Annotated in this window: 11 protein-coding genes; 10 read left to right on the top strand and 1 reads right to left on the bottom strand. The window is 62.0% G+C overall.

What is annotated here, in order from left to right:
* The 5 genes from nrdF to NNX34_RS10360 all read left to right on the top strand — a co-directional run bounded on the left by nrdF (position 1) and on the right by NNX34_RS10360 (position 7,118).
* Positions 1 to 975 carry a class 1b ribonucleoside-diphosphate reductase subunit beta gene (gene nrdF / locus NNX34_RS10380; protein ID WP_229951693.1) on the top strand — a complete coding sequence of 325 codons (975 nt, stop codon included), beginning with the start codon at positions 1 to 3 and terminating at the stop codon, positions 973 to 975.
* Between the two features lie 845 nt (positions 976 to 1,820).
* Positions 1,821 to 2,843 carry a hypothetical protein gene (locus NNX34_RS10375; protein WP_255766421.1) on the top strand — a complete coding sequence of 341 codons (1,023 nt, stop codon included), beginning with the start codon at positions 1,821 to 1,823 and terminating at the stop codon, positions 2,841 to 2,843.
* Positions 2,840 to 3,988: a hypothetical protein gene (locus tag NNX34_RS10370; protein ID WP_255766420.1), complete on the top strand. Its 1,149-nt coding sequence runs from the start codon at positions 2,840 to 2,842 to the stop codon at positions 3,986 to 3,988. Before NNX34_RS10375 ends, NNX34_RS10370 begins: the two co-directional genes overlap by 4 nt.
* Entirely contained in the window at positions 3,985 to 5,751 is a 1,767-nt protein-coding gene (locus tag NNX34_RS10365; RefSeq protein WP_255766419.1) for an Hsp70 family protein, read from the top strand. The genes NNX34_RS10370 and NNX34_RS10365 overlap by 4 nt, the downstream gene beginning before the upstream one ends.
* A gap of 2 nt (positions 5,752 to 5,753) precedes the next feature.
* Positions 5,754 to 7,118 carry a hypothetical protein gene (locus tag NNX34_RS10360; RefSeq protein ID WP_255766418.1) on the top strand — a complete coding sequence of 455 codons (1,365 nt, stop codon included), beginning with the start codon at positions 5,754 to 5,756 and terminating at the stop codon, positions 7,116 to 7,118.
* Positions 7,119 to 7,838: 720 nt separating this feature from the next.
* On the opposite strand, the gene NNX34_RS10355 is transcribed toward NNX34_RS10360, so the two are convergent.
* Positions 7,839 to 8,288 carry a DUF2975 domain-containing protein gene (locus NNX34_RS10355; RefSeq protein WP_255766417.1) on the bottom strand — a complete coding sequence of 150 codons (450 nt, stop codon included), beginning with the start codon at positions 8,286 to 8,288 and terminating at the stop codon, positions 7,839 to 7,841.
* 136 nt (positions 8,289 to 8,424) lie between these two features.
* Between NNX34_RS10355 and NNX34_RS10350 the strand changes: the two genes are divergently transcribed.
* The 5 genes from NNX34_RS10350 (at position 8,425) to NNX34_RS10330 (ending at position 12,605) form a co-directional block, all read left to right on the top strand.
* A complete protein-coding gene (locus NNX34_RS10350; RefSeq protein ID WP_255766416.1) occupies positions 8,425 to 9,027 on the top strand; it encodes a DinB family protein in 603 nt (200 codons plus the stop codon).
* Positions 9,028 to 9,036: 9 nt separating this feature from the next.
* A complete protein-coding gene (locus tag NNX34_RS10345) occupies positions 9,037 to 10,005 on the top strand; it encodes an ABC transporter ATP-binding protein (protein WP_255766415.1) in 969 nt (322 codons plus the stop codon).
* Positions 10,002 to 10,796 (top strand): ABC transporter permease subunit, encoded by a 795-nt coding sequence (locus tag NNX34_RS10340; RefSeq protein WP_255766414.1) that lies wholly within the window; start codon positions 10,002 to 10,004, stop codon positions 10,794 to 10,796. The genes NNX34_RS10345 and NNX34_RS10340 overlap by 4 nt, the downstream gene beginning before the upstream one ends.
* Positions 10,797 to 10,847: 51 nt before the next feature.
* Positions 10,848 to 11,702 (top strand): hypothetical protein, encoded by an 855-nt coding sequence (locus NNX34_RS10335; RefSeq protein ID WP_255766413.1) that lies wholly within the window; start codon positions 10,848 to 10,850, stop codon positions 11,700 to 11,702.
* Positions 11,703 to 11,789: 87 nt separating this feature from the next.
* A complete protein-coding gene (locus NNX34_RS10330) occupies positions 11,790 to 12,605 on the top strand; it encodes a ribose-phosphate pyrophosphokinase (RefSeq protein ID WP_255766412.1) in 816 nt (271 codons plus the stop codon).
* The last annotated feature ends 2 nt before the right edge of the window (positions 12,606 to 12,607 follow it).

Below are 12,607 nucleotides of genomic sequence, written 5' to 3'. Positions count from 1 at the left end.
ATGACCGAGAAGCTGAAGCTGATCGACGGCGTCCAGGCGATCAACTGGAACCGGATCCAGGATGAGAAGGACGTTGAGGTCTGGAACCGTCTGGTCAACAACTTCTGGCTGCCGGAGAAGGTGCCGCTGTCCAACGACGTCCAGTCCTGGGCCACGCTGACTCCGGATGAGCAGCAGCTCACCATGCGTGTGTTCACGGGCCTGACCCTGCTGGACACCATGCAGGCCACCGTCGGTGCCGTCTCGCTGATCCCCGATGCGCTCACCCCGCACGAGGAAGCGGTCTACACGAACATTGCGTTCATGGAGTCCGTGCACGCCAAGAGCTACTCCTCGATCTTCTCCACCCTGGCTTCCACCAAGGAGATTGACGAGGCCTTCCGCTGGTCCACGGAGAACCCGAACCTGCAGAAGAAGGCGCAGATCATCACCGATTACTACCGCGGCGATGATCCCCTGAAGCGCAAGGTGGCTTCCACCCTGCTGGAGTCCTTCCTCTTCTACTCGGGCTTCTACCTGCCGATGTACTGGTCCTCGCGGGCCAAGCTCACAAACACGGCCGACCTGATCCGCCTCATCATCCGTGACGAGGCAGTGCACGGCTACTACATCGGCTACAAGTTCCAGCGCGGTCTGGAGACGGTTCCCGAGGAGCGCCGCCAGGAGCTGAAGGACTACACGTACGAGCTGCTCTTCGAGCTGTACGAAAACGAAGTCCAGTACACGCATGACCTGTACGACGGCGTCGGCCTGGCCGAGGACGTCAAGAAGTTCCTGCACTACAACGCCAACAAGGCGCTGATGAACCTGGGCTACGAGGCCATGTTCCCGTCCACCCTGACGGACGTGAACCCGGCGATCCTCTCGGCCCTGTCACCGAATGCCGACGAGAACCACGACTTCTTCTCCGGCTCGGGATCTTCCTACGTGATCGGCAAGGCCGTGAACACGGAAGACGACGACTGGGACTTCTAGTTCCTTAGCGGAATCCGCACCATTGCCGCCGCGGCGGGCCTTTCGGGTCCGTCGCGGCGGCAGCGCTGTTTAAGGCGCGGAATGTTCTTCTTTCAGCCCATCACTCCGTACCTGTGAGATCTGGCCCTAGTTGGCGGAAACTCCGCCTACTAGACGACGCTTTCACGGATCCGTCTCCGAGGATGACCATCATGAACGCTCACCTGTAGTCGGGGACATCAGGTTGAGCCGAGAGGGAAGTGTGGGTGTGGCGGCATTACTCCCAGATTGGGCTGGGAGGGACGTCGACCGTTGGGCTGGGGCTCTAGCGCGAGTTCGTCTCTCGAGAGTGGCGGGCTGGGTGAAATTCTAGCTGCGGGTCCAGATGGAACTTTGGAGTCAAAAGCCGGAGAATGCCGAGGCTCGTCGTCGAACCGACCCGGGCTGTTCGTTCGTCACCGCGAAGTGACTGCTTGTACCCGACCGCAGCCGCTCTATGGCATTAAACAGAGCACTGGGTGGCGGACGGCCGAGTGGATTTTGGAGTACCGCCCCGAGATCAAAATTCACCAGTGAAACTCGCGTCGCAACGGGGAATTCGGTACTGGCGTCGTAGGCTCATTTCAAAGGCCGCTCTAAGGCGCAGGCGATAGGCAATTAGACACCTTCCGCTCTTTTCGCAAGGCAAAGCGTTCTTGAAGTGCCAATGGCTGACGGCACGCAATCGTTTGCGGTTGATGGCAGGTATGCAAGAAGGGGGAGGCATGGGGTTTTGGCACACCGGCTACATGGAGTTCCATGAACCGACTGGGGAAGGCACGGCCTTAGCGCCACGGCCTGTGACATTTCCATGCGGGAAATGCGGGGTGGAATTATCCACCGAACGCGATCTTCGCGTGCACAACTTCGAGGGACATTCAACTCAACGGCCAATCATGGTACTTAGGGGACGAGAGTGCGGCAATAGCCGACTCACCATCACTGGCGCGACATCTGTTGAGGATTGGGTGATCCACTCCGCTGACGCGGTGGCGCTAAACGGGAGCCCCGCGTCTGCCGACGATGTGGCGAAGAGCTTAGCAACCAAACGAAGCGGCATTGCTGAGGTGTCTCTGAGGAACAGCGATGTGGTTCAAACCTTCCACTTTGAGTTCTCTCTAGCCGAGGAAGACGACCTCGACGGAGTGGATGATGCCCTGAATCACTTCATCAAGAGTGGTGAGCTGAGTCTCCGTGCCATCGACGACTTCATCATGCGCTCCAAGCGTTACTCGACAGCATCTCGGTACCTGTCTGGTGTTGCCAACTATCTGTATGGCGTCCTCGCGCGTGAGGACAGCGCTGATTCAGCCGTCTGCGACGAGGCGCGTGACCGGGGCAGCTACCAGGGAAAGTACGACAAAGCAGTTGCAATCTTGAGAGGCTTTGACCGGCCACCTGCCGAGGCAGTGTGCGGCATCGTCGCTTTCCACTACAACCAATTCGGTCATGCGATGACGAAGACCAAGAGCCAGCGTGTCGCTGAAGTATCGCTGCGGTTTCAGGCTCTCCTGAAGGGGGAAGCGTGGTCCCGCGACGATTTGTCGCGGTCACCGCACTCGAGCTTGGATTTCGCGCTCAGTGACTCGGTCATCGAACAGGTGCTTCGGTGGAGTGCCTTACCGCTCAATGGCAGCGCCTTGGCAGAAGTAGAGGAATTGACGGCCAGTATCGACTCCCAACGACCATACGACGTTCTAAAGCTGCATCTGATCGCTGCCGAACACGCGCTCTCAGCAGGGGATCTCATCTCGGCGACTCGGCACGCTGAACGTCTTCGTGACAGCAGCGTGGCGGAAATCTGGTATGCGGCCTTCCGGAACCGTGCCCACAATCAAGGAGTTTCGTGAAATTTACTACCGACGATGGATTGCACGAAGTTATCGCGGAGCAAGTTCCTGCGATTGTCTCAATCAAGAATCCGCCAGCCGACGGACCGCGGGCGCTCAAAGTGGATAGCAAGAGGAAGAGCCGGCCACGATCAATTCTCGAGTTGATCGAATTCTCCTACGGTGAAGCGGGGCGCAAGCTCAACCTTGCTCGCAAGGACTTGGACAGTCTTTCTGTGAACAAAGACGTAATGCCGGAAGAGATCGCCGCCGTCCGGCGCCTAGCACCTGCAGATCCAATGCTTGCAGTGCCGCTTAGTCTGCTGGCAGCCCTGGCAGAGCTCGGGGCGAAGCATTCTGTCCTTCTCCGCCTTCTCCAGTTGGTCGAAGTGGCTTTCGCCAGCCACCCTCTTTTCGAAGGACGGATCGAACAGCTGCACGATCCCCGTGCCCTTCCGGGTCTCACAGCTGAGGAAGTGAATGAAGCGGTCACGAAGCTCAATCTCAAAGGACTGAGTCAGCAGACGTCGGTGGAGGCTTCGGAAACCGATCTGAAGCGCCTCCGGGTGAACGCGGTTACCGGATTGGGTCTGTTCCGCGTACTTCGTGATGGCTGGACGTCGAAGCAGTTCATTGCAGATATGGCTGCCTTCGTGTGGGACTCGCCGCCCCAGGAAAGCACGTCCAAGACTGCCGCTCTACTCGCAACTTCCAAAAGCACAGAAGCGCTGGCACAGCTGTCACGGCATTTTGAGGGCGCGATTCGTGATGCTCAACGAGCGACAGCCACCGCTCGCGCCCACGCCGCACATCAGGAACACCGCGCCGCGGCAGCGGAGGCCCACTGCCAAGGGCTTTCCGCCGAGCTGGAGATCGAGAAGCAGCGCTCTAATAAGCTTCTCGTTCAGGTGGATGACCTCACTCGGCTGCTTACGGCAGAGCAGAGCAGCCGAGTCGTCGACAAGAGCCATTTGGTGGATGACTACGAGGCATTGCGGACTCAAGTTATCCGGCGGCTCACGGACCAGGTCGGGCTCCTCAGCGACGGGCTTCACGCAATACGAAATGGAAGCACCGGTGTAGCGGAAGAGTTCGTCGACAGGGCTCTGACCGCAATAGATGGTGAGGTCACGCACCTCAAGGACCTTGATGGAGGGGTGCAATGATCGTCGGGTTTGACTTCGGGACTACTAACAGTTTGATTTCGGCCGTGGTAGGCGACCGCGTTATCGACGTGGTGGATGAGGAGGGGCGGCCGCACCCCTCAGTTGTTCGCTACGAGGGTGAAAGCGTTATCGTCGGTCGTGAGGCGCGGCGCGCGCTGGAGGAGGTCGGGATCGGGGTTTACGGCAACACCGTGCGCTCACCGAAGTTCCTCCTTGGGCAGGAAGTGGTCAGCGTGGGCGGGGTCGAGCGCAGCCCCATCGACATCGTGGCGGACGTGATCCGATATGTCCGCTCCGAGACGCGCCGCAGCCGACAGCGGCAGGTGCTGGGCGAGCTGGACCGCGCCGTCGTCACTATACCGGTCAATATGAACGGCCCACGCCGTGCTGCGCTTCGTGAGGCCTTTGCTCAGGCCGGAATCTCAGTGGCTCAGTTCGTGCATGAGCCTCTGGCCGCCTTATACGGCCACTTGCGCGGAGCGTCTGATCCTGTGAGTGAAATTCGCCGGCTCATGCGACGAAACGTGCTTGTTGTGGATTGGGGTGGAGGAACGCTCGACCTCACTCTGTGTCGGATCGAACCTGGCCGGATCGTCCAGCTTCGTAATGGCGGCACCGATCAAGTTGGTGGTGACAAATTCGATGAGGTCATCCGCGACGAAGTGGTCGCAAGGTTCTCGACCAAGCACGGAATTTCCGAATCGGATCACCCGATCCGGGAAGCGCGCCTCCGCTTGCTGCAGGACGCCGAACGTAACAAGATCGAGCTCTCCGATCGCCCGAGCGTCACCTTCTATCGACCTAACTACTTCCCTGAGTCCGACACCACGCTTGAGTATGCTCTGAGCCGCCAGGAATTGGACGGTATCACCCGTCCTTTGGTGACCAGCGGCATCCGAGAGATAGAGGCGCTTCTCGATAGCGTGGGCATGGCGCCTGCGCAGGTCTCTCTTTGCCTGGTGGCGGGCGGCATGGCGGCGATGCCAAGCATCCGCAGCCGATTGCACGAACTATTTGGACCGGAGCGGGTGCTCGTCCCAGCGAACAGCGCGACCCTTGTGTCCCAAGGAGCTGCGCGGATTGCGCACGATGCGCAGCGGCTGGTACTTGCGAAGCAGATCGAGTTGGAGATGGCCCGGGGGTCGCGGCTTCCACTACTACGGGCTGGAACGGAGATGCCCGCTGACGGTGAAGTCCGCCAGGATCGGTTTCACCTGTATTGCACTGACCCGACCGAAGGTGTTGCGAAGTTCTCCATTGTTGCCCCATCTGAGGTGGTTGAGCAGCCACAAGCGAGCGATCCGCGGACGTCGCTCGGTATTGTGACTGTATCGGTGGACACGACGGCGCCGCCGCTTGTTGAGCGGTTGGAACTCGGCGTGCAGGTCGATGACGACCTGATCTTGACGATCGACGCGGCATCCAGTCAGCGCGGTGACCGGTCGCGCGCGTCGTACTTCGACCTCGAGTTCGGCATCGGACTCACAGGGAGCGCCAATCTCGGACCAGTTGATATCGCAGATACGGACGCCTGGGTACAAAACGATGGTCTCATCGCCCGTGCCAACGTTGCGAATAAGCCGGACTCACAGCTGATCCCTGGGGATGTGTTGCATAAGCACAATCCGCTCGCGTTTGCCCGGATCCCCGGTCCCGATGAGGCAACGAGCGAGCAACGCACTGAATACCTCTACTACAAGCCGTGCGCCGTTTGTAGGCGCAAGTGGGGCGACCCCGCTTGTAGGTGCGCCACGGTGGCCTAAAGGTGGCAGCACAACAACTCGATGTACGCGTCACAGACGGCACTTCCGTCGTTGAATCTGTCCGCCGCGCGGTTCGGTTAACCCCGGAGGGGTACGCCGGCATCGTGTATGCAGGAGCTGTCTACCCGGTGTTCGTCGACGACGTTGTTGACATAGGCGGGGCGTCGCAGGAGATCGAGGACTGCAATAGGTTCCTCTTCGCGGGTGCCGCTGTCCCGTATGCCCCTAGAGCGGATGCCGCAGAGGCGCCGCAGCGGTTTGAAGGGTTCCACGGCGAGTGGAGCATCGAGACAGGTTCCTTTGGGCACTACGTCGTCTTCAACGCTTCCGAGCGGCTCGCAACGATCGTCGTCGACGCTTTGGAAGCTGGTGGTCTCGCTGTACAGCGGTGGGATGTCAGCCACCGTCTGGCCAGCGACGGCCAATTTTACGACTGGTTCGCCCGACTCCGCTTCAAAGGAAGTCACGACGAGGCCGTGTCGCGGGTCTCGGCTGTGCTCTTCCCTGTATCGGTCGATCCGTCTGTTGAATACCCTGATGCCCCGGCAGACACTCGTCTTGAGGATCTCGCGGCCAGGGTCGAAGAGCTGCTTGACCTGACGGGAGAGCTCAGAGAGAGACTCAACGCGTCCGAAGTTGAAGTTGCGTTCCTAACCCGGCGGCTCGCATCAGTTACGGACAGCGAGTTCAAGTTGTACGGGGAACTGGATACGGCGCTTGCTCATCAGAAGTCGCTCCACGATCAAATTAGCGAGTTGAGCCGCTCTCCGGAGCAAACCGCCGATACCAGGGCCCTTCTCGAAATGCAGTCGGAAACCGAAGAACTGCTCGAGCTGGCACTGACCGAGAACTCCGACCTTACTAGCAGCATCGGTGCACTCCGTAACCAAGTTGATCACGGAGACGCGCAAATTCTCACCTTAGAAGCAGCCGTTGTCGGTTTGAAGGCGAGGCTCGAAGAACTTGCGGAGCAGGAGGCGGAGCGTCGCCGAGCCGACTCTGTTCATCGTGCACCTCGCCGCGGTCTTCTCGGATTTTTGGATACGGCATTTGCCCGGCTCAACTTTGTTCTGGACGGTGACGAAGTTCTGGCCAATGTCGACGCGCCCGCCTCGCTGTTGCGGTCACTCGTGCAAATCGATATGGGACAGATGGTCGGAAAAGATCTTGAAGGCCTGGGCGGATGGCGTGAAGTTTCCAAACTGGGTACCGGCATGGCCGGCAGCGAAAGCATGGGCCGGATCTACTACAAACCTGATGGTGAGCGGGTGCTGGTAAGTGTCCACGTCAAGCAGGACGACAAGGAGCAACGCCGCCACATTGAGCGCCTTCGCTCACTTAACGGAGGCAACAAGCGCAGCCGCTAAGGTGTTCTTTACGGTGGAGGAGGTCCCGCACCTTCGGGACTGCCGACACTTGGAAGTGACACCAATCAACTCGCGGTAAAGGCGGTTCATGAGCTGAGAGCGGGTTCCAGGCAATCGGCAAAGCGCCTAATGTATCTCGCTGCATGCAACTGGCTTTGCCCGTACTCCTCCACAGCTTCCTGCGCTGCGACCTGAATATCGTTGAGTTTGAAGACTGCTAGATTGTGGGGCTCCTGAGCGTCTGCGGCAGTCGATCCTCCTAAGGGTTGTCCATGACGCCCTTATCACCTGCAGCGATGCCTCCGGCAGTCACTATGAGCAGTGGGACAACTAGAGGGGCAACCGTGTATTCACCCGGTGGTAGGTAAGAGAGCATGGTGCCACTGGGTGATGCCAATCCTAGGTTTTCGACTGACGTGGCATGACCGAAACGGCCTTCTCGCGAGTTGCTGTCTGTACCGCCCCGCCCAGCAAAGTCATGAGGTGAATACGGCCAGCGTGCTCACCACCCAATGATGATCCCCGGCCAGCGCCTGCCGGCACCTGATTAGCTATGTGCCAGCGGCGCACCGTTTGCTCTCCCCAATTTCTTCGGACGCCGAGGATACCCAACGGCAGTTCAGAACACTGCGCGATACCCACGGTTCGAGACTTCGCCCACTAGGTCCGTTGACTTTTGATGATGGGCCGGGGAAATTCCGCGGAGATATGCAAGGACTATCAGGTAGGTGCCGCCAGCCAGCCCAGAACCCCGTATCTGAAGGCAAAGGCGACGGGGATGAGGGCGAGGAAGACCACTAGCCCGAACAGTATCGCCGGACCGCCGATATTCTCGATGAACCCGGCATGGGCGAAAACCCCTGCAAAAAGCACTGCCATAACACCCAGTGAAACTGCCATGATGTTGGCCCATCCCGTCGACCGACGTGTCACGGACCTGTCTGCTGCTGCAGCTGAGACCAGTTGCCAGGCTGCCAGCAACGCCAGCTCGAAGGCTGCCACCGCGACCCCGATGACCGTGATGTACGAGGACGCCAGATCAGCAACCTCCGGATAGGCAGCCGCGGACCGAGCCGCCATCCGCGGAACAACGACGAGTTGGGTCAGCAGGGCGGCCACGGCAAACGCCACGACCGCGCAGCGGAGGGGGAGGGCTTCCTGCCGAGTCATGACGTGATCCTCGCCCGGGCCGGGACAGCTGTCAACCATGCATCAGCGGCCGCCGTTCCAGTAAGCAGGGCCGAGAAGCGCGTTGGAGCGAAGCACGTATGGACGCGGCTGCGCCGTCCGCTTACTCTTCGGCGCTATGACTGGAATCCCGGACAAAATCGAACCTCCGCTTGCCGGAACGGAAACCGAAACCCTGCTGGGTTCCCTGGACCGGCAACGCGCCACCTTTGCCTGGAAAACCGGCGGGCTTGGTGCCGAAGCCCTCACCGCCACCATCGGCTCCTCCGCGATTACCCTCGGCGGTCTGCTCAAGCACCTGGCGGGTGTGGAGGACATGTACTTCGCCTGGCGGCTGAAAGGCCAGGACCCGGGAGCTCCGTGGAATGCCGTTGACTGGCAAAACGACCCGGACTGGGATTGGCGTACCGCTGCAGACAACACCCCGGAGGACCTCTACGCGCTGTGGAGCTACGCCGTCGGACGTTCACGGCAACGCCTTGCCGCAGCGCTGGCCGAGGGCGGACTCGACCAACTGCTGCCCGCCATTAATGGCCAAGCCGGGAGCCTGCGCCGCATGCTGATCGACCTGATTGAGGAATATGCCCGGCATACCGGACATGCCGACCTGCTCCGTGAATCCGTGGACGGGCTGGTGGGGGAGGATCCTCCGGGGGACGTGTCCTGGCCCGCTCCGGCGTCCGGTGCCGCCGCCTATCCGGCCCCCGCGGCAGGCGCGTAGCCTGACCGCATGGAACCTGGCTCTGGCTCAGCCGTTGTCCGCACCCGCGGGCTGCACAAGAACTTCGGACGCGTTGCAGCGCTGAAAGGCATCGACTTGGATGTCCCGGCGGGAAGCGTCTTCGGGGTCATCGGTCCCAACGGTGCCGGCAAGACCACGCTGATGCGCCTGCTGCTGGACCTGCTGCGTCCCAGCTCCGGGGAGATAGCCGTCCTCGGCGTTAATCCCCGCAGCGGAGGGCCGGCCCTGCGTCGTCGTATCGGCTTCCTGCCGGGGGATCCGGCATTAGCGGACAGAGTCAGCGGACGGGAACTTCTCCGCTTTTTCTCACATATCAGTGGAGCCGTAGACCCGGGGACCGTTCCGGCGCTGGCGGAGCGGCTCGATCTGGACCTCGGCCGCCCGGTGCGTGCCCTGTCCAAGGGAAACCGGCAGAAACTGGGACTCATCCAGGCGTTTATGCATCAACCGCCGCTGTTGATCCTTGACGAACCAACCAGCGGATTGGACCCGTTGGTTCAACAGGAGTTTCTGGCGCTGGTGAGGGAGGCGAGCAGCAACGGCCAGACGGTACTGCTCAGCTCGCACGTTCTCAGTGAGATTGAGGAAGCCGCTGACACTGTGGCCATCCTTCGGAAGGGGGCAGTGGTATCCGCCGCCAGCACCGCGGATATCCGTGCGTCGGCCGGCCGCCGTGTGCGGATTGGTATCCCTGCAGCAGAGGCACCTGCCTTGGTTGAACGCCTTCGGCGGGTGCCCGGTTTCGAGCTGCTGCAGGTGCCCACGGACCCGGACCCCCTGGGCCCAGCCTCAATCCATGGCCGGTTCAAGGGTGACATGCCGGACCTGATCACGGCCCTGGCGGGACATCACCTCCTCGACCTGGTGGTGCAGGAGCCCGACCTCGAGGAGGCCGTGCTGCGGTTTTACGGGCCGGAGAACGCTGCCGGGCCGGCCGACGGCGGTGCCGCCGAATGAGTCGCCTCCCCTTGTTCACCCGTTCACTCGCCGCGTCATGGCGTCCGCTTCTGGGATGGGCGGCAGGCATCCTCGCTGTCCTGAGCCTGTACCTGCCCCTCTATCCGTCCCTGGCCGGCCAGGATTTCCAGGATCTCCTGCAGAGCCTGCCGCCCGAACTCATTTCCGCGCTGGGCTATGACGAGCTGACCACCGGCGCCGGCTACACCCAGGCGACGTTCTTCGGCCTCATCGGGTTCGCCCTCTTCACCATCGCCGCCATCTCCTGGGGAACCCGGGCGATTGCCGGCGACGAGGAGAGCGGGACACTGGAACTCGTGCTGGCCCACGCGGTCGGCCGGGTCCAGCTCGTGCTGGAGCGCAGCGCCGCCATTGTTGCGCGTCTGCTGCTGCTCGGCCTTTTCGCGGGTCTGGCCGTGCTGGTTTTCAACCGCCCCGCACAACTCGGACTCGTCCCTTCCCACGTTTGGGCCGGGTGTGCGGCGCTCGTCGGGCTGGCACTGCTGACGGCGTCCGTCGCCCTGGCTGCGGGGGCCTTCACCGGCCGCCGCGTCTGGGCGCTCACTGCGGCCGTTGCGGTCGCCGTCGGCGGGTACGCCCTCAACGCGGTGGCCAACCAGAACCAGGACCTGGACTACCTCCACGACTGGACGCCCTATCACTGGGCCTTCGGCTCCGGGCCGCTCAGCAACGGGGCGGATTGGGCCGGGCTCGGTGCGCTGTATGGCACAAGCGCGCTGCTGGTCCTGCTCGCTGCCGTCGCCCTTACCCGGAGGGACATCGGCACGTGACCGCCAGCCCTGTGCAATGATGTCCCCACCAAACACGACGGGTGGGCGCCGATGCGCAAGGTAAAGGGACTCGCAGCCGCGGCAGCGGCGGTGCTGCTGCTTTCCGCCTGCACGGACGCCGGATCGTCGACCGCGGAAGAGCAGTCCACTCCGCCGGTACCGAATGACGGCGCCTCAATCACGGCCTGCCAAAATGCCGTGGTCCTTGGCGAGGACCGGGTGCTGGACTTGAGCGATGCCCGCGACTTCCAGGCCTGGGGCTTAGTGGCGCCAGCCGGCGCTTCGGTTCCGTTCTCCACCGGATCGCCGGTGGAAATTGCCTGGCGGGTTACCGGGACCGGTACGTTCGATACATGGCTTGCCGATCCGCAGGGAAACCGGGTTGAGGCGTTGAAGAAACCGGGCACTTCCACTGGAGGGGAGCTGGACAAGCCGGGGGAGGGCTGGGACGCCGTCTACGAGTTTGACGAGCCCGGGTGCTGGTCGCTGCGGGTGGAGCGGCAGATGCCGGACCGCACGACGGCGATATCGGTCGACCTTCGGGTTGAGGAGGGGGCCCCTTCCTTCGCCTCAGTCAACGAAGTGTACGACGCCGTCGCGGGCGTCCTGGACTGCGACCCCGGCACCACAGCGGAACCGGTCACGATACAGATCGACGGATATCTTCCCGAGTACCGGATGTGCACCGACGCGGTCGAAATAGTCCGCTACGAGAACGAGGCGGACCGGGCCAAGGCGTCTGAATTGCTGCAGGCCGCCGAAAACCCGTTCCCGTACTTCGCCGAAGGCAGCAACTGGCACGTGCTGGTCCTGCCGGACCGTGAGGGACGGATGCCGGGCCCCGACCAAATCGCTGCCCTCGCCGCGGAACTGGGCGGCAGTTATGTCAGCGCAGCGGGCGAATAGCCCGCACGCCAGGCGTCATTATTCGTAACACTACGTTTATTGGACCAATAAACTTCCAATGACGAAAAAGCTGTGTAGGCTGGCAGCATGTTCACCGCATACGCCACAGTCCCGCAGGGATACACCGTCCACTCGGCAGCGACGCCGATGTCCTTCCCGGCCGGGGAGGCCCACCTCAAGGTCGAAGGCAGCCCGGCGGAAACCCCGCTGTACTTCTACCTCACCGGCGCCGATGCCAACGAGTACATAACCGCGGCCATGTGGATCGACCACGCCCACCAGGGCGGACACAAGGTCCAGGCCCTCATTCCGTACCTGCCCGGAGCCCGCCAGGACCGCGGCAATCCCTTCGGCGCCAAGGTCTACGCCAACCTCATCAACGCCATGAACGCCGACGAAGTGGTCTGCTTCGACCCGCACTCTCCCGTCATGCCGGCTCTGGTCCGCAACCTGCGCGCTGTGGATTCCTCGACCGTCATCGCCCAGGTCCTGCGGAACAAAGCAGGGGAGTATGCCGGCGTCATCTGCCCGGACGCCGGGGCGAAGGAACGCACCGCCCGAACCGCTGCAGCCCTCGGACTTCCGCTCTACTCCGCCGAGAAGCACCGGGACTTTGCCACCGGCAAGCTGTCCGGGTTCACCTGCGCGGAACTGCCCGACGAAGGACGCTTCCTGGTCGTGGACGACATCTGCGACGGCGGCGGAACCTTCATGGGCCTGGCCGCAGCCACCGGGCTGGGACCGGACCGCCTGGACCTGTGGGTGAGCCACGGAGTGTTCTCCGGCAAAGCAGCCCAGCTGCGGCAGGCCTACGGCTCCATCTACACCACGGATTCACACCCCGGCGCCGCCAACCCGGACGTCGCCGCTTCCATCACGCCCCTGATCTCCCACCTCATCTAAGG

This window comes from Arthrobacter sp. zg-Y1116 (assembly GCF_024385485.1).
Classification (GTDB): domain Bacteria; phylum Actinomycetota; class Actinomycetes; order Actinomycetales; family Micrococcaceae; genus Arthrobacter_B.
The sequence above is the reverse complement of the archived record's forward strand: the minus strand, read 5'-3'. Positions and strand labels throughout refer to the sequence as shown.